The organism is Neisseria sp. SLRRB23 (assembly GCF_050896295.1).
GTDB lineage: Bacteria > Pseudomonadota > Gammaproteobacteria > Burkholderiales > Neisseriaceae > Neisseria.
Genome location: NZ_JBPBFH010000007.1, coordinates 1 through 23,662, shown reverse-complemented (window position 1 = coordinate 23,662; position 23,662 = coordinate 1). Strand labels below are relative to the sequence as shown.

Sequence of the window (23,662 nt, the reverse complement as noted above, 5' to 3'; positions counted from 1 at the left end):
TGGTGTACCGGCTTTGCCATACTGTTCTGCTTCAGACGGCATTGCTTCATTTTGCCTTTAATACTTCTTCGTCCAGCGATTTCAACCATGCCAGCTTTTCGCCGATTTTGATTTCCAGCCCGCGCGGAACGGGTTGGTAGAAGTCCGGTTCGTCCAAGCCGTCGGGCATATAGCTTTCGCCGGCGGCGTAGGCGTTCGGTTCGTCGTGGGCATAGCGGTATTCATGTCCGTAGCCCAATTCCTTCATCAGCTTGGTCGGGGCGTTGCGCAGGTGGACGGGCACTTCGTCGCTGGCGTTTTCTTTAACGAAACGGCGCATTTGGTTGTATGCCTTGTAGCCCGCGTTGGATTTGGCAGCGGCGGCAAGGTACAGCACAGCTTGCGCCAGTGCGAGTTCGCCTTCGGGCGAGCCTAAGCGTTCAAAGGTGGCGGCGGCATCGTTGGCGATTTGGAAGGCGCGAGGGTCGGCAAGCCCGATGTCCTCCCACGCCATACGCACGATGCGGCGGGCGAGGTAGCGCGGGTCGGTGCCGCCGTCGAGCATACGGCAAAACCAATACAGCGCGGCATTGGGATGCGAACCGCGCACGGATTTGTGCAGGGCGGATATTTGGTTGTAGAAACTCTCGCCACCTTTGTCGAAACGGCGGATTTGCGCCCCGAGACTGTCGGCAAGAAATTCGGCGGTTAAGGTTTTCAGACGACGTGTGTCGGCAGCGCGTAACAGTTGTTCCAACAGATTCAACAATCTGCGCGCATCGCCGTCGGCGGTATTGACGAGCAGCTCCTGCGCATCGGCCTCAATCGTGAAATCTTGGTATTCGGGCAATGCCAACACTTTGGCAATCAGTTTCTTGAGGTCGTCTGAAGACAAGGATTGCAAAACATATACCTGCGCGCGGCTCAACAGCGCGGGATTGACTTCGAACGACGGATTTTCCGTCGTTGCGCCGATAAAGGTCAGCAAACCGCTTTCAACATGCGGCAAAAACGCGTCCTGCTGCGCCTTGTTGAAGCGGTGGACTTCATCGACAAATAAAATCGTCGCGCGTCCCTGCTGCAAAGCGATTTCGGCTTTATCGATTGCCTCGCGGATGTCTTTTACGCCGGAAAACACGGCGGAAACAGGCAGAAACTGGGCATTGAAACTCTGCGCCAAAATCCGCGCCAACGTCGTCTTGCCTACGCCCGGCGGCCCCCACAGCAACATAGAATGCGGCTTCCCGCCTTCCACCGCCACCCGCAGCGGCTTGCCTTCGCCGATTAAATGCTGTTGCCCGATAACATCATCAAGCGTATGCGGGCGCAGGCGTTCGGCAAGCGGCGCGTCGGGTTGGCGGGTGAAAAGGTCGGACATGGCGGTTTCCGCAAAGGTTTTCAGACGGCACGGATTATACGTCAGTTGCGCGGAACGCACACATCGTTCTGCTTACGGTATAATGCGCAAATTTCAAACAAGGGCACAATCGTTATGAAGAAAACCTTATCTGCCGCCCTGCTTGCGGTTTTATTGAGCGGCTGCGCCGTCGGCGGCGGCAACACATTCGGTGGCTTAGACGGCGGCACGGGTATGGGCGGCAGCATCGTCAAAATGGCGGTAGAAAGCCAATGCCGTGCGGAATTGAACAAACGCAGCGAATGGCGTTTGACCGCGCTGGCGATGAGTGCCGAAAAACAGGCGGAATGGGAAAACAAGATTTGCGGCTGCGCTACCGAAGAAGCACCCAACCAGCTGACCGGCAACGATGTGATGCAGATGCTGAACCAGTCCACGCGCAATCAGGCAATTACCACCGTTACTGCCAAAACGGTTTCCGCCTGCTTCAAACGCCTGTACCGCTAACCTTCTTCAGACGGCATGAGACAGATGCCGTCTGAAGCCGTTTTCCTGCAATTTCGACAGACGAGAAAAATCATGAAATACATCAGCACGCGCGGCGAAACCGCACACAAACCGTTCAGCGAAGTTTTATTGATGGGGCTTGCACCCGACGGCGGTCTGATGCTGCCGGAACATTATCCGCAAATCGGGCGCGAAACCTTGGACAAATGGCGCGGTTTGTCTTATCCCGAATTGGCGTTTGAAATTATGCGCCTGTTCGTTACGGATATTCCGGAGGACGATTTGCGCGACATTCTGAACCGTACTTACACGGAAGCGGCGTTCGGTACTAAGGAAATCACCCCCGTCCGCACGCTTTCAGACGGCATCAAAATCCAAGCCTTGTCCAACGGCCCGACGCTGGCGTTCAAAGATATGGCGATGCAGTTTTTGGGCAATGCGTTTGAATATGTTTTAAACAAAGAAGGCAAAAAACTCAATATCTTGGGCGCGACCAGCGGCGATACGGGTTCGGCTGCGGAATATGCCTTGCGCGGCAAAAAAGGCGTGAACGTATTTATGTTGTCACCCGACGGTAAGATGAGCGCGTTCCAACGCGCGCAAATGTACAGCCTGCAAGACGGAAATATCCACAATATCGCCGTGAAGGGGATGTTTGACGACTGTCAGGATATTGTGAAGGCGGTGCAGAACGATGCCGCGTTCAAGGAAAAATATCACATCGGTACGGTCAATTCTATCAACTGGGGACGCATCGTCGCGCAAGTGGTTTATTACTTTGCAGGCTATTTCAAAGCGACACAAAGCAATGACGAGCAAGTCAGCTTCTGCGTGCCGAGCGGCAACTTCGGCAACGTTTGCGCGGGACACATCGCCAAACAAATGGGCTTGCCTGTCCGCTGCCTGATTGTCGCGACCAATGAAAACGATGTGCTGGACGAGTTTTTCAAAACCGGCGCATACCGCCCGCGCAACAGCGCGCATACTTATGTAACCTCCAGCCCGTCTATGGACATTTCCAAAGCGTCCAACTTCGAGCGTTTCGTGTTCGACCTGATGGATCGCGATCCTCAGGAAATCAATACGCTNTGGGCGGAAGTAGCTGCAGGCAAAGGCTTTGACCTGCGGTTTGCCTTGGACAAAGTCGGCGGCAAATACGGCTTTACTTCCGGCAAATCCACCCACGCAGACCGCCTTGCCACCATCAAACAGGTTTACGAGCAAAATCAAGAACTCATCGACCCGCATACTGCCGACGGCGTAAAAGTCGCCCGCGAAGTGCGTGAAGAAGGGGAAACGGTGGTTTGTTTGGAAACCGCGTTGGCTGCGAAATTCGATGCGACCATACGCGAAGCCGTCGGCGATGTCGCCATTCCACGCCCTGCCGCGTTGGAAGGTTTGGAAAGCCTGCCGCAGCGCGTACAAACCGTGCCGAACAGTGCGGATGCGGTAAAAGGCATCATCGAACAAACCCTTGCCTGATGTCCCGTGTGGGCAGCATTCCGTCCGAACTTAAGATTGAAAGAAAATGACCTTACCTATGCAGGAAACCCGTTTTTCCATACTGCTGGACGAATTGGCGGCAAAACAGGAGGCAGCCATCGCTCCCCACCTGCTTGCCGACGGAACCAAGGTATGGGTACGCAAAGCAGGCAGGCACAATGCACGGTGGCGTTACGCGCTGCTCGGTATGGTTGCCCGATATTTGAAACTGGGGGTGTTGAAGCCGGTTCCCAGCCTCGGCGGCGAGCCTGCCATTGCAACCGAATCAAAACGCCTGTACGAATTGCGCTCGGCGGGGATAGCCGTTCCCGAATTGCTCGCCGTCCGGAAAAATGCCCTTATGTTCGGCAATTTGGAAGGCATCCCGCTCGATACGCAAATCCGCCAAGAAGCCGAGGCTGGAAAGGCGGACGCTTGGCTTGCCGGTTTGGAAGCCATTGCACGCGTGCATAAAAAACAGCAGTTCCTCAGTCAGGCGTTTGCACGGAATATGATGTCGGACGGAAAAAACATCAGCTTTTTGGATTTTGAAGACGACCCTTCCGAAGTCCTGACCATAGCGCAATGCCAAGCCCGCGATTGGCTCTGCTACATCCATTCGACCGCGCTGATATTGAAAAACGGCGGACTGCTGGAAGCGGCTGCGGAAAAATGGGGCGGCGTATTGTCAGATCAGCCTGCCGAAATACAAAAGCTGATTGCCGCCACCGTCAAACCGATCCTCCCGATACGCAGGCTGGAACACCCCCGCTGGGGACGGGACGCGCTCAGGCTGGCAGCCTCGATTTCCCTGATTTCTCTTGCCGATATGCCGCCATAAGCCGCCGTCCTCCCCGCGATGCCGTCTGAAGCCCTTCAGACGGCATATAACCAACGCGCATCAAGCATTGTCGCAACCATCCGTTTCGTTTAGAATTTTGGCTTTATCCCGAATCGGGCAGACATTTTCACTCTGCCGCACGTCCCGAACAAGCACTATCCATTTCTTTTACTGACAGGAAACCCAAATGGCAGCATTCAATACCCAAAAAGTATTGTCCGTACACCACTGGACAGACGCATATTTTACCTTTACCTGCACCCGCGACGAATCGTTGCGCTTTGAAAACGGCCAATTCGTTATGGTCGGGCTGATGGTGGACGGCAAGCCGCTGATGCGCGCATACAGCGTTGCCTCCGCCAACTGGGAAGAACACCTCGAATTTTTCAGCATTAAAGTCCAAGACGGCCCTCTGACCAGCCGCCTGCAACACCTCAAAGTCGGCGACGACGTGTTAATCAGCAAAAAACCGACCGGAACTCTGGTTGCCGGCGACCTGAATCCAGGCAAACACCTTTACCTGTTGAGCACCGGTACCGGCATCGCCCCTTTCTTGAGCATCACCAAAGACCCCGAAATTTACGAGCAATTTGAAAAAATCATCCTCGTACACGGCGTGCGCTACAAAAAAGATTTGGCGTACTACGACCGCTTTACCAAAGAATTGCCCGAACACGAATACCTCGGCGACTTGGTTAAAGAAAAACTGATTTACTACCCGATTGTTTCGCGTGAAGAATTCGAACACCACGGCCGCCTAACCGACCTGATGGTAAGCGGCAAACTGTTTGAAGACATCGGCCTGCCCAAAATCAATCCTCAAGACGACCGCGCCATGCTGTGCGGCAGCCCCGCGATGCTGAAAGACACCTGCAAAGTTTTGGACGATTTCGGCCTGACCGTCTCTCCGAAAACAGGCGTACGCGGCGATTACCTGATTGAGCGCGCATTTGTGGATCAATAAGCTGCTTGAAAATGCCGTCTGAACGGCATCAGCGATAAAAGAACCCGAATCCTGCCAATCAGGATTCGGGGTTTTTATAGTGAATTAAATTTAAATCAGGACAAGGCGGCGAGCCGCAGACAGTACAAATAGTACGGCAAGGCGAGCCAACACCGTACCGGTTTAAATTTAATTCACTATATAGTGGGTAAAAATTAGAAATGCACATTTCCGTCATTCACGCACAGGCGGGAATCCAGACCTATCCGTTAATTAGCATTTGAAAATAAAAGAAAAACCAAGCATATGGGTTCCCACTTGCGGGGGAATCTTCATCGTCTCATTTTTGTTTTCATCAACTTTTCCTAAACTTTCCTGTTTGGCTGCATAATCAGACTTGACTTTGTTATTTTCTATATTGAGCTTCTCTTAATTTGAAAAAATTAACATAAACATTTAAAAATAAAACAAAATTATATAATAAAAAAAATAATGAGAATATAAAGGATAAAAAGAGAGTTAAGTTATTTAATCGGACTTGTTCTCTATAAATCATAAGACACCAAATAAGCCATAATAAATTTAGTAAATAAAAAATGCTTATACTCAACGTTCTTTTCTTGGAACCTATTATTATTTCAACTCCGGATGAAAAAATAGAATTTAAAAATTTTTTTCTTTGATATATCGTTAATATCGCCCTAGTCGGTCTTAAAAAAAATATAATCATATATATACTACACAACATTGGTAATAAATAAATTAAAAGCGAAAGGTAATTAAATTGATAATTGTAAATTATATAATAAACAACATACGAAGAAAAAATTATTATAGATGATTTGCTATACGAATAAAAAAATATCCTACCTAGCCCGAACCTTCTTATAATTTGTACTATGTGATTATCCATTTCAATATCCATTTAAGTTTTCAATTAATTTTCTNTATTTTTCAATGGCATGTATCATGCTGTGCTTGGGAAATATCATCTTGGTTGATGATCAAGCCATGTATGCAAAGATTGGAATATGGTATCTGTCGTGCTAATAATGCCCCCGTTACTGTTATACGTCTAAAGCAACGCTGTCCGTCATTGTTCGGACGGCATTTTTTTCAGACGGCATGTCCACCTGCTTGTGAAGCCGCATAGCATTGCCCAATACGACCAGCGAACTGAAGCTCATGCCCAGCGCGGCTATCCACGGTTGGACATAGCCCAAAACGGCAAGCGGTACGGCAATGATGTTGTAAGCACTCGCCCACGACAGGTTCTGACGGATAATCTGCCGCGTCCTTCCCGCCTGTGCCAGCATATGCGGAACGGTATTCAAATCTTCGTTTAAAAGGACGATATCCGCGCCGTCCCTTGCAATATCGGTTCCTCCCGCCACCGCTGCAGAAGTATCGGCCTGTGCCAAAACAGGGGCATCGTTGATGCCGTCGCCTATCATCAACACTCTTTTCCCTTCTTTCTGCAAAGCCTTGACATATTCCAACTTGTCTTCCGGCATTGCCTGGGCGCGGTAGTGCGTGATACCCAGGGCGCGTGCGGTTTCTGCAACGGCGGTTTCACGGGCTCCGCTGAGCAGGTGCAGGGTCAGGTGTTGCCGCTTCAACTTGCGTACAACTTCCTCTGCCCCTTCCTTCAACGGGTCTTGAAGATAAAACACAGCTTGGAAACCGAGCTGGTTGCCGAGATAGACCGCGCTGCCGCTTTCTGAAGCCTGTTCATCCTGCGGAGGTTCTCCGGCGATTTTGGCGACATAAGCCGCCCTGCCCAATGCCCACACCTGCGTTTCCCCGTTGATGGTCAGTTGCGCGCCTACGCCTTCACCGACGTGATTGAGGCGTTGTCCGACCCGTATGTCAGGAATCATGCCGTCTGAAACACGGTGGTTGAGGATGGCGCGGGCAAGGGGATGTTCGGACTGTTGTTCTAACGCCTGCGCCACCGCGAGAACAAAGGCTTCGTCTGTGCCGCTCAACAATGAGATACGGCTGACGGTGGGATTTCCCTGGGTCAGCGTTCCTGTTTTATCGAAGATGATGTCGGTGGTTTGGGCGAGCGTTTCCAGGGTTTGCTTACCGCTGATTAAAATGCCTTCACGCGCCAGCGCACCGGTAGAAGCTGCTAAGGCCGTCGGCGTGGCAAGCGATAAGGCGCACGGACAGGTAATGACAAGCAGGGCGACGGTAATCCAAAGCGCGGTATGCGCATCGGCGTAAAACATCCAACCGATAAATACGGGAACAGCAAGCAGCAGCTCTCCGAAAACGAATGTCGAGGCGTATTGTTCCGCCAACTCGGCGGTGCGCGGTTTTTGGGCCAGTGCGCGGTCGAGCAGGCGGACGATGTGGGACAGGCGCGTACTGCTGCCGGTACGGTCGGTACGTATGATTATGGGGCTTTGCGTATTGAGTGTGCCGGCGGTTACTTTTTCAGACGGCATCTTGGCAACGGGCAGGCTTTCACCCGTCAGCATGGCTTCGTTGACCGCGCTGCTGCCTTCGACAACCGTACCGTCGACAGGTACGGTCTCCCCCGGTTTGACCATCACGATATCGCCCGCCTTCAATTTGACGACGGCTGCCTCGCAGGTTTCCTGCGTATCGGGGTAATCGGGCATATGATGGCAAAACGCAGGAATCAGCTTGACCAGCCTCTCGGCGGCATCGCCTGCCTTACGTCGGGCGATTTGTTCCATAAAACGTCCGCCCAGCAGGAAAAACAGCAGCATGGCGATGGATTCGAAATACATCCCCTGCCCCGCATTGGTCGCAAGGCTGTAAACGCCGGCGATAAAGGTCATGATGATGGCAACGGTAATCGGCGTATCCATGCCGACGCGGCGGTTTTTCAAGTCGCGCAGCGTGCCGTGATAAAACGGAACGGCGCAATAAAAGACAACCGGCAATACCATCAGGAAACCGCCCCAATGGAGGATTTGTAGGAAATCGGGTTCGATGTCGCCGCCGTAAAGGTAGGTCGGCAGCGCGAACATCATCGTCTGCATCATCCCCAGCCCAGCAACGGCGAGGCGGACGATGTATTGTTTGCGTTCTTTTTGGTTGGCGGCTTCGATTTTCTGCGCGTCATAGGGTGCGGCGGTGTAGCCTGTCTGCCGGATTTTCAACAGAATGTCGGAAAGACGGATTTTGCCGTCCTCCCAGACGACGCGGCAGCGGTGCGTGCTGTAATTGAGGTCGATGCGGACGATGCCGTCTGTGCGCAAAAGCTGCTGTTCGATCAGCCAGACGCAGGCGGCGCAGGTAATGCCGCTGAGCATTAAAACCGCCTCGCGCGTGCCGCCGTGGGTTTCCACAAAGTCGGACTGGACTTCGGGCAGGTCGTACAGGCGGATTTGGTCGAGGATTTCTTGGGGCGGTAGCTCGGTTTTTTGCGCGTCGGCGGTGCGTTGTTTGTAATAACTGCCCAAGCCCGCGTCAATAATGCTTTGTGCGACCGCCTGACAACCGGCGCAGCAGGTTTCTCGGTCTTCGTTTTCGTAACGGACAGTCAGGTGGAGGTGTTCGGGAACGTCCAGCCCGCAGTGGAAACAGGTTTTTTTCATGGCGTTTCGGTTTCGTCTGTGTTTGGTGCGGCGGCACAATACTCGGCAATGGCTTCGCGCAGTGCGTCTATACCGGTATTTTCAGCAACGGAAATGCGGACGGCGGCAATTTTTCCCGCAGCGTCGCGCCATATGCCCGTGTTTTGTTCTTCAGACGGCATCAGGTCGGTTTTGTTGTACACCTTGATGCACGGAATATCGCCGGCATGGATTTCTTGCAGTACGTTTTCCACGTCTTCAATCTGCTGTCCGCTGTTCGGGACGGCGGCATCGACGACGTGCAGCAGCACATCGGCTTGCGCGGTTTCTTCCAGCGTGGCGGAAAATGCCGAAATCAGTTTGTGCGGCAGATCGCTGACGAATCCGACGGTATCGGTCAGGATAATGCTGCATTCGGGACTGATGTACAGCCGCCGTGCCGTCGTGTCAAGTGTGGCGAAAAGCTGGTCTTTCGCATATATGCCCGACTTGGTCAGCCGGTTGAACAGGCTGGATTTGCCAACATTGGTATAGCCGACCAGCGCAAACGTTTTGATTCTGCCCGATTCTCGGGACTTGCGGCGCAGCGCGCGCTGTTTTTTGAGGCTGGAAAGCTGTTTTTTCAAGGCGTTAATCCGATGGGCAATCAATCGGCGGTCGGTTTCCAGTTTGGTTTCGCCGGGGCCTTTCATGCCGATACCGCCGCGCTGGCTCTGCAGATGGCCGTAACCCCGTATCAAGCGTCCGGCCAAATGGCTCAATTGCGCCAACTCGACTTGCAGCCTGCCTTCCTGCGTGCGGGCGCGGCGGGCGAAAATCGCCAGAATCAGCCCTACCCTGTCCAATACGCGGCATTGGAGGATTTTTTCCAAATTGCGTTCCTGCGTGGGCGTGAGTTCGTGGTTGAATACGACCAAATCGATGCCGTCTGCGGCAACTGCTTCCGACAGCTCCGCCGCCTTACCCGTGCCGACAAACAGCGCGGTGTGCGGACGGTCGCGTTTGGCGGTCTCCACAATGACGGGATTACCGCCTGCCGCTTTGACCAGCTCGACGGCTTCTGCCAATGCCGTCTGAAAGCCGTTCAGACGGGCAGCACTGCTGCCCGTACCATCTTTGTCCAACATTACGCCCACCAGCATGACGCGTTCGGGTTGCGCTTGGGTACTGCCGTTGCGGCCTGTTCTGCCTGTCATGTATTCAATCCTGTAAATAAAGGGTAACGCCGCGTCCCGGGCTGTCTTCTGGGGCAAGCGTGATACGGCTGCCTGTCATTCCGCCAACGCTGAAGACGATGCCGCCCGCTTCGTGCCTTCCTATGGACAGGCGGCTGCCGAGCCGCTGCCGGTAGGTATAACGGGTACACGCGTCCAAACACCAGCGTCCGCGCCAGTGGATGAAATATTTTTCGCCTTTTCTAACCGCAAGCGTCTCGCCGCCGTTTACCTCAAAATAAGGGTAATCGGGTTTTCGGGTTTTAAACTGCCATTTCGCCTGCGCGCGCCGTCCGTTGCGGACATAGTCGAATACCGCCGTATAAAGCGTACCGTATTCCAAAGGCTTGAGCGGGAAAAGGGCGAATTGGTACGCGGTCAGCCTGCCGTTGGGGTCGTTACCGGCGGTTAAAATTTTGACGGGACGGATTTCATTTTTACCCCGATACAGCTTGAAACTTTTCATCGCAATTTTGCCTGCCGCCTCGGAAAAATCAATGCTGGCAGGATTGCCCGTCATTTCATATCCCGGCACGGGGTCGGGACGTTCCCCGTAAAAATAAGGCAGTGCGCTGCTGCCAACCGGATAGGCTGTATAAAGCAACTCTTGTGCGGGCATGACTTCGTCGGTGTACACGACCGCACCGTTGTGGCAGGCGTTGCGGTAATAGTGCCGTCCCGCTTCAGGCTGATTTCTGCCTTGGGCGCAATGCCGCTCAAACCTGCCGTTGCCCTGATTGAATACGACGACGGTTTTACCGTTTTCGCGCACGAATGCCGCTCCTGCCTCATCCGTATGGCGGTCAAGCAGGGAAAGGCGGTGGTAGATTGCGCTCATCAATCCGTCAACCTGGCGTTGCTGCGTGCGGATGTCGCTGTCGGACGATTCGGCGGCTTCCTCTTCCGTGCTGATGTTTTCATGCACGCCGTTGTAGAGATAACCGGCAAGGCGTGTGCGTTCGGTCAGCTTTCGGTCGGTATAGTGAGGATTATCGGGATGATATTCTCCATGTCCGTCTTCGGGATTGAGCGTGAGATAGCGTGCGTGCCTGCGGGCGGAATTTTCCAAAACCGGCGCGTGTGCCAGCTCGTGCAAACCGATTTGTGCGCGGATGCGGTTGAGGTAGTGCAACGCATCGTCCTGCCCCCTGATTTGCGGTGCAGACGGATAGACTAGTTCTCCCACAGGCAGGGATTGGTTTTGGGTATGGTAGAAAACGCCTGCCGCCGAACCCAACAGAAGCAGCCAGATAACAAGGGATTTCATAATGCCGCCCTCCCGACGCGGCAACGGGGTGTTTTATAGTGGATTAAATTTAAACCAGTACGGCGTTGCCTCGCCTTGCCGTACTATTTGTACTGTCTGCGGCTTCGTCGCCTTGTCCTGATTTAAATTTAATCCACCATATCAAAACGGCAAACTTGTCAATGCGGTTTCCGCTTGCCGATTGCCAAACCGGCAAACCTTTCCCCGTGCCGATGCCGAACCCGATGCCGTCTGAACCCTCAGACGGCATAAGGTGTTTATTTTTCCGTCTGAACCGGTACGGGTTCGTATTGCGTAGACTCGTCCCCGTAATACAACACGCCGAGTTTGATGGGGATGCGTCCCTGCGATTTGCGGTGGGCGTTGGAATCGCGCAAGGAATAGGCGCAGCCGCAATATTCCTGCTGGTAGAAGTTTTCGCGTTTGCTGATTTCGATCATGCGCGCGCTGCCGCCGCCTTTGCGCCAGTTGAAATCCCAATACACCACATCATCGTAAGGCGCGGCGGCGCGGCGGCCGCAGTCGTTAATCTGGTTCATGTTTTTCCAGCGGGAAATGCCCAGCGAACTGGTAAAGACGGGAAAACCGTGTTCGTGCGCGTATTGCGCCGCTTTTTCGAAACGCATATCGAAACACATCGTACAGCGGATGCCGCGTTCCGGCTCAAACTCCATGCCTTTGGCTTTGGCAAACCATTCTTTGCGATCGTTTTCGTAATCGTCGTCTTTGTCGATGAAGGGGATGCCGAACTTTTCTGCAAAGCGTACGTTTTCCTCTTTTCGGAGCATATATTCTTTGTGCGGATGGATATTGGGATTGTAAAAATAAATGGTGTAGTCGATGCCGCTGGCCAGCATGGCTTCCATCACTTCGCCGCTGCACGGGGCGCAGCAGGAATGCAGCAAGACTTTTTTATGTCCGCCGGGCGGGACGAGTATGGGGCGGTCAATATCGGTAACGGTAGGTTTGTTTTGTGTTTCCATTAACTTAACAATATCTGTCGAATACGGTTGAAGCGGCTATTTTATCAGAGCCGCCGCATGCAAAACAGAGTGTCAGGGCATCAGCCCGAGCTGCCTGAACGAGCAGACGCTCCGGGTGGTTACGATAAAATGGTCGAGCAGGGAAACATCAACCAGCGACATGGCCTGTGCCAGCCGCCTTGTGAACATGATGTCTTCCTGCGAAGGTTTGGACGAGCCGCCCGGATGGTTGTGCGCGATAATCAGGCTGTCCGCATACTCGTCCAAAGCCAGTTTGACGATTTCGCGGATGTAAATCATGTTTTCCGCAACCGTACCGCGCGACAGCTCTCTGACCGCAATCAGTTGGTTTTGGCGGTTCAACAGCAGCGCGACGCTGACTTCGACTTTTTCCTGTCCCAAATGAAAGCGTAAATAATCGGCCACCGTATCCGGATCGGACAGGACGATGCTCTCCTGCAATTCTTCGGCCAGTATCCTGCGTCCGATTTCCCTGACTACGGCAAACTGTGTGAAACTTGCCGTCCCCATGCCTTTGTATGCCGACAGTTTGCCGACCTCCGCGCTCATCAGTTTTCCCAAGCTGCCGAACTCCTGCAATAGGTAGCGCGCCAAATCGACCGCACTCATCCCGCGTGTTCCGACGCGTAAAAGGATTGCCAAAAGTTCGGCATCGCTCAACGCCGCCGCCCCGCGTTCCAACAGTTTTTCCCTCGGCCTTTCCCCCTCCGGCCATTGCTTGATGCTCATGTTTTCCCTTTTTTAAAATAGTCTGAGATGCCGTCTGAAACAAATGTTCCCACATGCCAAATATCCGAAATGCCGTCTGAACCGGATTTCCGCTTCAGACGGCATCTGTATTTCAAAACAGTCTTACGCCGTTTCTTCCAACTCGATGGACGCCGCAAGAAGCGACAGGCGTGCCATCACGCCGTACACATAGAGGCGGTTGTGGACATTATCGACATCGCAGTCTTTTTCGGATCGCGGCATACCCAGCGCATCCCATTGCTCGAATACGCGCTTGCAGGCTTCGGGAGCTTCTTGCGAATTGTCGCCGTTCCCGGTGGGAATGCTGTTGGACAGCGGCACAAACACCATACCGCCGGCGTTGAGGTTTTCATCCGCACCGCGCCCTTCGTGTACGCGGAAAAAGCCGCCGATGACGAAGCGGTCCATCATATACACGACGGGTTCGCACACCGCGCCGTTTAAGGTTTCATAAGTATAAATCCCTTCTTGGACAATGACTTCACTGACTTCCAAGCCTTCTTTGACTTTCGCCATTTTGTTGCGGTTTTTGCGGTTCAAGCCGCGCACTTCGTCGGCGGATTTAACACTCATCACGCCCATACCGTAAGTGCCTGCATCGGCTTTGACGATGACGAAAGGTTTGTCGGCAATGCCTGATTCGTCGTATTTGGCTTGAATTTTCGCCAATACGCGTTCTACCGCTTCTGCCAACGCATCTTCGCCTTCCCGCTCTTGGAAATCCAAACCGCTGATTTTTTCAAAATAAGGATTGATTTGCCATTCGTCAATGTCAATCAACTTGGCAAATTCGGCGGCAACTTGGTTATACGCGCCGAAATGATCTGTTTTGCGGCGTGTCGTCCAACCGCCGTGCAACGGAGGCAATACGGTTTGGCTGATGTCTTTGAGAATGTCGGGAACACCTGCAGACAAGTCGTTGTTCAACAAGACGACACAAGGCGAGAAACCGTCTGCAAGGTGGACGCGCTCGCGGGTGCGCAATAAAGGTTCCAACAGGATTTTGTCGCCCAAGGCGGTTTCAAACTCGGTCGGCTCGGTTACCTCAGGATTCAGGCTGCCCAAGCGCACTTCATACCCTGCCGAGCGCAAAATCTCGCTGAGGGCGTAAACGTTTTGCAGGTAAAACGTATTGCGCGTATGGTTTTCGGGAATAATCAATACAGATTTCGCCGTTTCGCAGGCACGCTGCACCGCATCTTGCGCGGCAACCGCCGCCAGCGGGATAAAGTTGGGATTCAAATTATTGAAGCCGCCCGGAAACAAATTCATATCGATAGACGAAATTTTGTAACCGGCGTTACGGATGTCAACCGAACCATAAAACGGAGGACGGTGAACATTCCACTGCGTGCGGAACCATGCTTCAATTTTTGCATGGTTACACAGGATTTTCGCTTCAAATGCCTGCAGTTGAGCCAAATGCTCGGACGATATAACCGGTAACTTCATCTTTCCTCTGCCTGACGTGGTTTTAACAAGGTACAAATAATAATGCCTTTAAAAGAATCCCGACAAGTATTCTTTCATATCAAATCTTTCTTTGAATATAACTATTCTTTCAAATAGACAATATGTCTAATTTTTAGATACAAATTGTTTTCAATTTTCTATTTCTTCAAAAATTAGACAAATTTTGTTGCATGACATGTAAAATCCGTCTAAAATTTTCATCCTACATTACTACCCACACAAAAGAACAACACCATGACAGCACAAACTCTCTACGACAAACTCTGGAACAGCCACGTCGTCCGCGAAGAAGAAGACGGCACTGTCCTGCTTTACATCGACCGCCACCTGGTTCACGAAGTAACCAGCCCGCAGGCATTTGAAGGCTTGAAAATGGCGGGCCGCAAACTCTGGCGTATCGACAGCGTGGTCTCCACCGCTGACCACAACACCCCGACCGGCGACTGGGATAAAGGCATCCAAGACCCGATTTCCAAACTGCAAGTCGATACTTTGGACAAAAACATTAAAGAGTTTGGCGCACTCGCCTACTTTCCGTTTATGGATAAAGGCCAAGGCATCGTACACGTTATGGGCCCGGAACAAGGCGCGACCCTGCCTGGCATGACTGTTGTCTGCGGCGACTCGCACACTTCTACCCACGGTGCATTCGGTGCGTTGGCACACGGCATCGGCACTTCCGAAGTCGAGCACACCATGGCAACCCAGTGTATTACCGCGAAAAAATCCAAATCCATGCTGATTGCCGTTGACGGCAAATTAAAAGCGGGCGTTACCGCCAAAGACGTGGCACTTTACATCATCGGGCAAATCGGCACGGCGGGCGGCACGGGTTACGCCGTCGAATTTGGCGGCGAAGCCATCCGCAGCCTTTCTATGGAAGGCCGCATGACCTTGTGCAATATGGCGATCGAAGCCGGTGCGCGCTCAGGCATGGTTGCTGTCGACCAAACCACCATCGATTATGTAAAAGACAAACCTTTCGCACCTAAAGGCGAAGCATGGGACAAAGCCGTCGAATACTGGCGCACGCTGGTGTCTGACGAAGGTGCCGTATTCGATAAAGAATACCACTTCAAAGCCGAAGACATTGAGCCGCAAGTTACTTGGGGCACGTCGCCCGAAATGGTTTTGGACATCAGCGGCAAAGTGCCGAACCCTGCCGAAGAAACCGATCCCGTCAAACGCAGCGGCATGGAACGCGCCCTCGAATATATGGGTTTGAAGGCCGGTACGCCGCTGAACGAAATCCCCGTCGACATCGTCTTTATCGGCTCTTGCACCAACAGCCGCATCGAAGACTTGCGCGAAGCCGCCGCCATCGCCAAAGACCGCAAAAAAGCCGCCAACGTACAGCGCGTGTTAATCGTCCCCGGCTCCGGTTTGGTCAAAGAACAAGCCGAAAAAGAAGGCTTGGACAAAATTTTCATCAAAGCCGGTTTTGAATGGCGCGAACCAGGCTGCTCTATGTGCCTCGCCATGAATGCCGACCGCCTGACCCCGGGACAACGTTGCGCCTCCACTTCCAACCGTAACTTTGAAGGCCGTCAAGGCAACGGCGGACGCACCCACCTCGTCAGCCCCGCTATGGCCGCCGCCGCCGCCGTTACCGGACACTTTACCGACATCCGCACGATGGCGTAAGTATTTTCAGACGGCCTTTATTCATCAGGCCGTCTGAAACAACACCTTACACAAGTAAGTTTTCCTATTGCGAAAAACGTCCGAAAAACTTCTCAATCATTGATAACTTGAAAGGAAACTAGTATGAAAAAACTGTTTGCATTGGCTGCCGCAGCCCTCATCCTGTCAGCTTGTTCCAGCACTTGGTCAGGCGCAAAAAAGGATGCCAACCGCAATTGGGATAAAACCAAAGAAACTGCCGAGCGCGTAGCCGATAAAACCAAAGAAACCGCCGAACACGTTGCCGACAAAACCGGCGAAGCCGTTAAAAAAGGCGGCAATGCAATAGGTCGCGGCATGAGCCATGTTGGCAGCAAAATCGAAGCCGCTACCGAATAATTCGGTAAATCAGGCCGTCTGAAGCTCCTGACCACGTTTCAGACGGCCTGATACCTGATTACTTGTTCAGACATTTTCACGATTCCAAGCAAAGGGAGAAACAATGAGTAATCCGTCAAGCTGGTTTGGTATTCACGCTCATGATTTGGATCGCGCCAAAGCCTTTTACGAATCCGTATTCGGCAAGCCCCTGCAAGACGTTGGCGGCAACGGATTCCATTTCATCATTTTTCCAGCCGATTACACGCAACACGGTACGGCCGGCATGATTTGGCACGACAGCAACGCCCAGCCCGGCCACGGCGGTACAACCATTTTCTTCAATTGCCCGGATTGTGCCGAAACAGCAGAAAAAGCCGTTGCAGCAGGCGGCAAACTGTTACAAGAGAAATTCCGCATTGCCAACGGCTTTGCAGCCTTTATCGAAGATACAGAAGGCAACCGAATCGGTTTGCACAGCACACGCTGACCCGAATAGCCATAAAATTTCCCATTATTACTATAAGAATCTGACATGAAAGCCTTTACCAAAATTACCGCCATCGTCGCCCCGCTCGACCGCAGCAACGTCGATACCGACGCCATCATCCCCAAACAATTTTTGAAATCAATCAAACGCAGCGGCTTCGGCCCCAATGCCTTTGATGAATGGCGTTACCTCGACCATGGCGAACCGGGCATGGACAACAGCAAACGCCCATTGAACCCCGATTTCTCGCTGAACCAGCCACGCTATCAAGGCGCGCAAATCCTGTTGACGCGTAAAAACTTCGGTTGCGGCTCCTCGCGCGAACACGCCCCTTGGGCATTGGACGACTACGGCTTCCGCGCCGTCATCGCCCCCAGCTTCGCCGACATCTTCTTCAACAACTGCTACAAAAACGGCCTTTTGCCTATCGTTTTGACAGAAGAACAGGTTGACCAGCTTTTCAAAGAAGTTGAAGCTAACGAAGGCTATCAGCTCTCCATCGACCTTGCCGAACAAACCCTGACCACCCCTAGCGGCGAAACATTCACATTCGACATTACCGAACATCGCAAACACTGCCTCTTAAACGGCTTGGACGAAATTGGTCTGACCCTGCAACACGCTGATGAAATTCACGCCTTTGAAGAAAAACGCCGCCAAAGCCAGCCTTGGCTGTTTAACGGTTGATATACAAAAGGCCGTCTGAAAAATTTAAGTGTTTCAGACGGCCTTTAATCTACAAAAATATACCATGATTACCGACACCATAAGCAATGCCGCCCGCTACGCCGCGCTGCATCCCGACTTTGCCGAAGCCTTCCATCTGTTGCAGACCTTGGATTTTGCCAAACTGCCCGACGGCCAAGTGCCGTGCGAGAATCCCAATATCCGTATTTTTATCGGCAGCGAGCCGATGAGGACTAAAGGCAAAGCCCAGCCTGAAGCGCACTTAAAACATATTGATATTCAAACACCGATTGATGGCAGCGAAACGTATGGCTGGATAGACAGAGGCCGTCTGAAAAACGGTTTAGGCTACAACGAAAAGCGCGATATCGAGTTTTTCGACTGCGAGCCGGTAACCTGGTTGACTTTGGAGCCCGGTGAATTTGCGCTATTTTTCCCGAATGATGGGCATGCCCCATTGGTCGGCGACAGGGCAAACATACGCAAAGTTGTTTTTAAAATCTGTGTTGAAACCGAACGTCTATAATTTTTCAGACGGCCTTATCCCCTTATTCAGGACACAATATGTCTTTTTTCAGCAGGTTGTTCCGCTCCAAACCTAAATTAATGACTTGGCAGGAATTTGTCGAATACTTTGCCCGTCGCATTCAAGAAGAATTGGATCTTGAGACAAAAATCGACTGGGGTGAAACTATTGCGTCTTCGCCGATCATTGTCCATTTTTCCGAAAACGATGAAACGTCATCCAGCACATATTTGAGCAACTATTACACAAGTTATCTGCAAAATCCCGAGGCCTTGGAGGCTATTGTTGCAGCCAATTTAGCGGTTATCGATAAGATTCAGGACGCTGATGCCAGTGTTTCAGCACAACAAATTCTTCCGACAATTAAAAATACGATTTATCTGGAAAACGCCAGACTGATTACAAATACGGACGAAGCCGAACCTGCCGATTACTTTATATACAAACCGATTGCGGGCGATATCATGTTGCTTTATATGGTGGATAGGGAAGAATCCATGCATACGCTCAATCGTGAGCATATGAAAGAAGCCGGTATTGAAGATGAAGACGCCTTGTATCATACCGCCATCGATAATTTGCGCCAACGGATGAATGGACGTGTTCAAATTCATCATGCCGAAGGTTGGTCATTGACCCAAATCCATTTGGACAACATCTATGATGCTTCCCTGATTTTGCTTTTGAACGAAGTACTTAAAGACGATCCTATGCTTCCTGCCAATCCTGTTTTTACAGTCCTTGCACGCAACGCCCTGCTCGTTTGCAGCCCGTCCGATGAAGAGGCTTTGCAGGCGATGGCGAATATTGCCCTGCAGGCATTTGAAGACTCTGCCTACGCGATTTCTACCCAGCTTTACCAGTACCATAATGGTACAATCAGCGTTTTCAGAGCAAATTGATTTAAGGCCGTCTGAAAAACAGGCGACCTGCCCTTCACCTAAAACCTTCCCATAAGGAAACCCGAAATGACCAAACATATCGCTATCTTGCGCGGCGACGGCATCGGCCCTGAAATCGTCGCCGAAACCGTCCGCGTACTCGACAAACTTATCGCCCAAGGTTTGGATGTCAGCTACGAATACGCGCCTTTGGGCGGCGAAGCCTATGACGAATACGGCCATCCTTATCCAGAATTCACGCAAAACCTTTGCCGCAAAGCCGATGCCGTCCTGCTTGGTGCAGTCGGTTCTCCTCAATACGACAATCTCGACCGTCCGCTGCGTCCTGAGCGCGGCTTGTTGGCCATCCGTAAAGACTTAAATCTTTTTGCCAATTTGCGCCCCGCTATCCTCTATCCCGAGCTAGCCAACGCATCCACGCTCAAGCCTGAAATCGTTGCCGGTTTGGATATTTTGATTGTGCGCGAACTCACCGGTGATATTTATTTCGGCGAACCGCGCGGCATCCGCGTTCTGGAAAACGGCGAACGCGAAGGCTACAACACCATGAAATACAGCGAAAGCGAAATCCGCCGCATCGCCCACGTCGCCTTCCAATCCGCCCAAAAACGCAGTAAAAAAGTCTGCTCCGTCGGCAAAGCCAACGTTTTGGAAACCACCGAACTGTGGCGCGAAATCTTTGAAGAAATCGGCAAACAATATCCCGATGTCGAGCTTTCCCATATGTACGTCGACAACGCCGCCATGCAGCTCGTGCGCGCGCCCAAACAATTCGACGTGATTGCCACCGGCAACATCTTCGGCGACATCCTCTCCGACGAAGCCTCCATGCTGACCGGCTCCATCGGTATGCTGCCTTCCGCTTCTTTGGACGAAAACGGCAAAGGCCTGTACGAACCGTCTCACGGCTCCGCCCCCGACATCGCCGGACAAAACAAAGCCAACCCGCTGGCCACTATCCTCTCGCTTGCCATGTTGCTGCGTTACAGCCTGAACGACGAAGCGCGCGCGCAACAAGTTGAAAACGCTGTACAAAAAGTGCTGCAACAAGGCTTGCGCACCGGCGATATTTACGAAGAAGGCACGAAACTCGTTTCCTGCTCCGAAATGGGCGATGCGGTACTCGCCGCCTTGTAAAAAAACAAAGCGCGGATCACACCGCGCTTTTTCATCCGCCCTTTTCCGCCCGCCCCGTTCGTCAACCGCCTGCAAACCCACCATTTGCCGACAGGAAATGCCATAAATCCCTGCCTATGTTAGGATAAACGCCTTTACCGGCCCACACAAAGGATTATCATCATGAAAAAAATCATCATCGCCGCGCTCGCAGCCGCCGCCATCGGCACTACCTCCGCCGCCACCTACAAAGTGGACGAATATCACGCCAACGCCCGTTTCGCCATCGACCATTTCAATACCAGCACCAACGTCGGCGGTTTTTACGGTCTGACCGGTTCCGTTGAGTTCGACCAAGCAAAACGCGATGGCAAAATCGACATCACTATCCCCGTTGCCAACCTGCAAAGCGGTTCGCAACACTTTACCGACCACCTGAAATCAGCCGACATCTTCGATGCCGCCCAATATCCGGATATCCGCTTCGTTTCCACCAAATTCAATTTCAACGGCAAAAAACTTGTTTCCGTTGACGGCAACCTGACCATGCACGGTAAAACCGCTCCCGTAAAACTCAAAGCCGAAAAATTCAACTGCTACCAAAGCCCGATGTTGAAAACCGAAGTTTGCGGCGGCGACTTCAGCACCACCATCGACCGCACCCAATGGGGCAGGGACTACCTCGTGAACGTTGGTATGACCAAAAGCGTCCGCATCGACATCCAAATCGAAGCAGCCAAACAATAAAACTTTTGATAAGAATCAATAAAGATGCCGTCTGAAAGGTTTCAGACGGCATCTTTATTTTCATCATAACAAATTTGCTATATCATAAAAACTAATTATTATTAATTATGTGGAATAAACTTTATGACTACTCCGTTTAAGCTAAATACGCATCGTCTTTTTAATCTCAACATCATCCTGCTATCCCTGCTTTCCGCATCATGCTACGCAGAAGGCATGACATCTGCCGAGTTGCCGCAAGTCAACGTTAACGCGCACAAAGACAAAAGCAGCCGCGACCTGCAGGCTAAGGACGTTTTGGGCGACGGCGACGTGCTGACCGCCCATGATTTGAAAACCAAACGCGCCGTCTCACTCGGTCAGACTTTGGAAAAAGTCGGCGGCGTACAAAACGCCGGTTTCGGCCCCAATACCGGTCTGCCTCAAATCCGCAGCTTGAGCGGTTCGCGCGTCTATATCAGCGAAAACGGCATGGGTGTGTCCGATATGGCGGCAATCAGCGGCAACCTGCCGACCATGGTCAACCCGTTTTTAGCAGATAAAATCACGGTTTTGAAATCCTCGGCGGCAGTCCTGTACGGCGGCAACGCCATCGGCGGCGCGGTTGATGTCGATACCGGCATCATCCCGCATAAACTGCCGGAACAAGACTTCGGCGGCAAAATCGAATTGAGCGGCGGCTACAACACCCCGCACAACGAAGCCTTCCGTTTCGACGGCAAGACCGGTAATTTCGCATGGCATCTTGATGCTTCCAACAGCCAAATTTCAGGCTACCGCATCCCCGGCTCAAGCAAGCCCGATTTGTGCTACGACCCGGCGAACCGCCTCAACTCGCGCCTAATGTGGTCTTGCCAGATTACGCCGGAAATTGAAGAAAAACTCAATTACGGATATTTCAAATATAAACTCAAAGACAGCGCATCTTTTTTTAAGAAATACCCGGATGCCGATGAGAGTGAAGCCTACAAATTGGTAAAACCGATGTGGGGTGAATGGATTGACAATCCGCTTTACGACGGTTCACCTAATCGACGGCATACAATAGTTAAGGCCATGCGCGACGATACGCCCGTCCGCAAAGGTCGCCTGGGCAACAGCAGCCTGAAAAACCGCAGCGTTTCATTCGGCGGCAGCTATATCGGCGAGAAAGGCCACATCGGTGCCGCCGTCAGCCGCAGCCTGTACCGTTCCGGTATTCCCGGTTTCTCCTATTACAATATCGACGGCAACGGCAATCGCAAACTTGCCGCCGAACCCGCATCCGTCTATTCTCAGCAAACACGCTGGCTTGTGGACGCACTTTACCGTCCGCAATCCTCTTGGGTGGACAACGTCAGCTTCCTGACCTCATACACCGATACGCCGAATACCGAACTCTTGGGCTCGACCAAGGTTAACAGCCTCGACAGCCGTACCCTCCAAAACCGTATCGAGCTGAACCACCACTTCTCCTCTCTGTTTAACGGCAGCATAGGGGCAGACTACAAACGCCGCCATACCGAATCTTCGGGCTTGAACGGCAAACGTACCGGCAACTATTCCTACCTGCCCGATACGAACAGTCGTGAATACGGCATATTTGTCTTGGAAAACCTCAAATACCGCAACTATGAAGCCTCGCTCGGTTGGCGTTATGGCAATGTCCGCCACGGCCTTGACTTGGGCAGCTACAAAACAGCCCGTAATACTGGTTCCAAAAAAGGATCTGAGCAACGGAGCAGCCTCAAATACAGCCTCAACAGCTTCCATGCGTCAACCGGTTGGAAACCCCTTCCGTTTTGGAAAATAAATGCCCGCTACAGCCGCTCCCAACGCGCGCCGGAAATTAACGAACTCTATGCAAGCGGCAGCCATTATGCGCAACTTGCTTCGGAAAATCATTTTTCCGATTCCGTCTTACGTCCGGAAACTGCCAGAACATGGGAATTCGGCAACGAATTCGCGTGGAACGGCGGCAAACTCCGCGCCAACTATTACCAAACCCGATTCAACGACTACATTTATCTGTCTGACTCTGCACATGACGGCGGCGACCGCCTGCCGACCAAATACTGGCGTGCGGCAGATACCCGCATCCAAGGTTTGGAAATCGAGCTGACCCAACTTTTCGACCTGAAACAATACGGACAACTCGAACTGCGCCTGTTTGCCGACAGGGTTCGCAATCATGCCGACGACAAAGACAGCAGAAATGCGGACTCAAACCGCCTGCGCAATGACGGCTACTATATGCCCAACCTGCCTGTTTCCCGCTACGGGCTGGGTGCAAGCTGGAACAAAGGAGCATGGCAAATCGGCAGCAGCCTGACCCGCTACGCCGCTGCCAAACACACCGGAAACATGGCTGCGGCATACAAAGAACCCTCACTCGGCTCCTACGCCCTGCTCGATGCCTATGTCAGCCATACGCAAAAACACGGCAGATACAGCACAGAATGGTTCTTGGACGGCCGAAACCTGACCAACCGTACCGCGCGCGCGCAAAACTCCATACTCAAATACATTGCGCCGCTGCCCGGACGTTCTATCCGCACCGGTGTGAAAATTTCGCTGTAAATTGAAATAACGCACCAAACCAAATGCCGTCTGAAATATTTTCAGACGGCATTATTTATATCGGCATGAAGAGATTTATCAACCGTAAGCTAATATGCCCAACCCAATCATCCCCTTACCACCCTGATATTGTGAAGTATAGTGGATTAACAAAAATCAGGACAAGGCGACGAAGCCGCAGACAGTACAAATAGTACGGAACCGATTCACTTGGTGCTTCAGCACCTTAGAGAATCGTTCTCTTTGAGCTAAGGCGAGGCAAC

Annotated in this window: 21 protein-coding genes and 1 pseudogene; 14 read left to right on the top strand and 8 right to left on the bottom strand. The window is 52.2% G+C overall.

Annotated elements, in window-relative coordinates; genetic code table 11:
• Window positions 1-46: 46 nt before the first annotated feature.
• On the bottom strand, window positions 47-1,357 hold the full coding sequence (locus ACRPFF_RS02835) for a replication-associated recombination protein A (protein ID WP_411712031.1): 1,311 nt from the start codon (window positions 1,355-1,357) through the stop codon (window positions 47-49).
• 114 nt (window positions 1,358-1,471) lie between these two features.
• On the opposite strand from ACRPFF_RS02835, the gene ACRPFF_RS02830 reads away from it, so the two are divergent.
• The 5 genes and pseudogenes from ACRPFF_RS02830 to ACRPFF_RS02810 form a co-directional block, all read left to right on the top strand.
• Window positions 1,472-1,843, top strand: coding sequence for a lipoprotein (locus tag ACRPFF_RS02830; RefSeq protein ID WP_411712030.1), 372 nt, complete (start codon window positions 1,472-1,474; stop codon window positions 1,841-1,843).
• A gap of 72 nt (window positions 1,844-1,915) precedes the next feature.
• Window positions 1,916-3,325 (top strand): threonine synthase, encoded by a 1,410-nt coding sequence (gene thrC / locus ACRPFF_RS02825; protein ID WP_432673748.1) that lies wholly within the window; start codon window positions 1,916-1,918, stop codon window positions 3,323-3,325.
• Window positions 3,326-3,371: 46 nt separating this feature from the next.
• A complete protein-coding gene (locus ACRPFF_RS02820) occupies window positions 3,372-4,166 on the top strand; it encodes a hypothetical protein (protein WP_349272443.1) in 795 nt (264 codons plus the stop codon).
• 187 nt (window positions 4,167-4,353) lie between these two features.
• Window positions 4,354-5,130, top strand: coding sequence for a ferredoxin--NADP reductase (locus tag ACRPFF_RS02815; RefSeq protein ID WP_002213456.1), 777 nt, complete (start codon window positions 4,354-4,356; stop codon window positions 5,128-5,130).
• Window positions 5,131-5,205: 75 nt separating this feature from the next.
• Window positions 5,206-5,312, top strand: a pseudogene (locus ACRPFF_RS02810) (IS5/IS1182 family transposase); the annotation flags it as partial.
• 864 nt (window positions 5,313-6,176) lie between these two features.
• Here the strand turns inward: ACRPFF_RS02810 and ACRPFF_RS02805 are convergent.
• From ACRPFF_RS02805 to gshA, 7 genes are all read right to left on the bottom strand, one after another.
• Window positions 6,177-8,684 carry a heavy metal translocating P-type ATPase gene (locus ACRPFF_RS02805; protein ID WP_432673718.1) on the bottom strand — a complete coding sequence of 836 codons (2,508 nt, stop codon included), beginning with the start codon at window positions 8,682-8,684 and terminating at the stop codon, window positions 6,177-6,179.
• The gene (hflX, locus tag ACRPFF_RS02800) at window positions 8,681-9,859 is read right to left on the bottom strand and encodes a GTPase HflX (RefSeq protein WP_432673717.1); all 1,179 of its coding nucleotides are present in this window, start codon (window positions 9,857-9,859) and stop codon (window positions 8,681-8,683) included. The genes ACRPFF_RS02805 and hflX overlap by 4 nt, the downstream gene beginning before the upstream one ends.
• A 4-nt stretch (window positions 9,860-9,863) precedes the next feature.
• Window positions 9,864-11,144, bottom strand: a complete 1,281-nt coding sequence (locus tag ACRPFF_RS02795; RefSeq protein ID WP_432673716.1) for a CAP domain-containing protein — start codon at window positions 11,142-11,144, stop codon at window positions 9,864-9,866.
• Between the two features lie 49 nt (window positions 11,145-11,193).
• Window positions 11,194-11,394 carry a hypothetical protein gene (locus ACRPFF_RS02790; protein ID WP_432673715.1) on the bottom strand — a complete coding sequence of 67 codons (201 nt, stop codon included), beginning with the start codon at window positions 11,392-11,394 and terminating at the stop codon, window positions 11,194-11,196.
• A gap of 7 nt (window positions 11,395-11,401) precedes the next feature.
• Window positions 11,402-12,127: an epoxyqueuosine reductase QueH gene (locus ACRPFF_RS02785; RefSeq protein ID WP_003677367.1), complete on the bottom strand. Its 726-nt coding sequence runs from the start codon at window positions 12,125-12,127 to the stop codon at window positions 11,402-11,404.
• 72 nt (window positions 12,128-12,199) lie between these two features.
• On the bottom strand, window positions 12,200-12,877 hold the full coding sequence (gene radC, locus ACRPFF_RS02780; RefSeq protein ID WP_432673714.1) for a RadC family protein: 678 nt from the start codon (window positions 12,875-12,877) through the stop codon (window positions 12,200-12,202).
• A 123-nt stretch (window positions 12,878-13,000) separates the two neighbouring features.
• On the bottom strand, window positions 13,001-14,350 hold the full coding sequence (gene gshA / locus ACRPFF_RS02775; RefSeq protein WP_411712023.1) for a glutamate--cysteine ligase: 1,350 nt from the start codon (window positions 14,348-14,350) through the stop codon (window positions 13,001-13,003).
• Window positions 14,351-14,605: 255 nt separating this feature from the next.
• Here gshA and leuC point away from each other — a divergent pair, with 255 nt between their 5' ends.
• From leuC to ACRPFF_RS02730, 9 genes are all read left to right on the top strand, one after another.
• A complete protein-coding gene (gene leuC, locus ACRPFF_RS02770) occupies window positions 14,606-16,015 on the top strand; it encodes a 3-isopropylmalate dehydratase large subunit (RefSeq protein ID WP_411712022.1) in 1,410 nt (469 codons plus the stop codon).
• A 123-nt stretch (window positions 16,016-16,138) separates the two neighbouring features.
• Window positions 16,139-16,393 (top strand): hypothetical protein, encoded by a 255-nt coding sequence (locus tag ACRPFF_RS02765; RefSeq protein WP_107863217.1) that lies wholly within the window; start codon window positions 16,139-16,141, stop codon window positions 16,391-16,393.
• A 103-nt stretch (window positions 16,394-16,496) separates the two neighbouring features.
• Complete coding sequence (locus ACRPFF_RS02760; RefSeq protein WP_411712021.1) at window positions 16,497-16,862, top strand: VOC family protein; 366 nt, start codon at window positions 16,497-16,499, stop codon at window positions 16,860-16,862.
• A 45-nt stretch (window positions 16,863-16,907) separates the two neighbouring features.
• Window positions 16,908-17,549 carry a 3-isopropylmalate dehydratase small subunit gene (gene leuD, locus ACRPFF_RS02755; protein ID WP_003677355.1) on the top strand — a complete coding sequence of 214 codons (642 nt, stop codon included), beginning with the start codon at window positions 16,908-16,910 and terminating at the stop codon, window positions 17,547-17,549.
• Window positions 17,550-17,613: 64 nt separating this feature from the next.
• The gene (locus tag ACRPFF_RS02750; RefSeq protein ID WP_411712020.1) at window positions 17,614-18,075 is read left to right on the top strand and encodes a YhcH/YjgK/YiaL family protein; all 462 of its coding nucleotides are present in this window, start codon (window positions 17,614-17,616) and stop codon (window positions 18,073-18,075) included.
• A gap of 38 nt (window positions 18,076-18,113) precedes the next feature.
• Window positions 18,114-18,977: a DUF1444 domain-containing protein gene (locus ACRPFF_RS02745; RefSeq protein WP_411712018.1), complete on the top strand. Its 864-nt coding sequence runs from the start codon at window positions 18,114-18,116 to the stop codon at window positions 18,975-18,977.
• 66 nt (window positions 18,978-19,043) lie between these two features.
• On the top strand, window positions 19,044-20,114 hold the full coding sequence (gene leuB, locus ACRPFF_RS02740; RefSeq protein ID WP_432673713.1) for a 3-isopropylmalate dehydrogenase: 1,071 nt from the start codon (window positions 19,044-19,046) through the stop codon (window positions 20,112-20,114).
• Window positions 20,115-20,276: 162 nt separating this feature from the next.
• Window positions 20,277-20,840 carry a YceI family protein gene (locus tag ACRPFF_RS02735; protein ID WP_432673712.1) on the top strand — a complete coding sequence of 188 codons (564 nt, stop codon included), beginning with the start codon at window positions 20,277-20,279 and terminating at the stop codon, window positions 20,838-20,840.
• A 123-nt stretch (window positions 20,841-20,963) separates the two neighbouring features.
• Window positions 20,964-23,399, top strand: coding sequence for a TonB-dependent receptor (locus tag ACRPFF_RS02730; RefSeq protein WP_411712016.1), 2,436 nt, complete (start codon window positions 20,964-20,966; stop codon window positions 23,397-23,399).
• The last annotated feature ends 263 nt before the right edge of the window (window positions 23,400-23,662 follow it).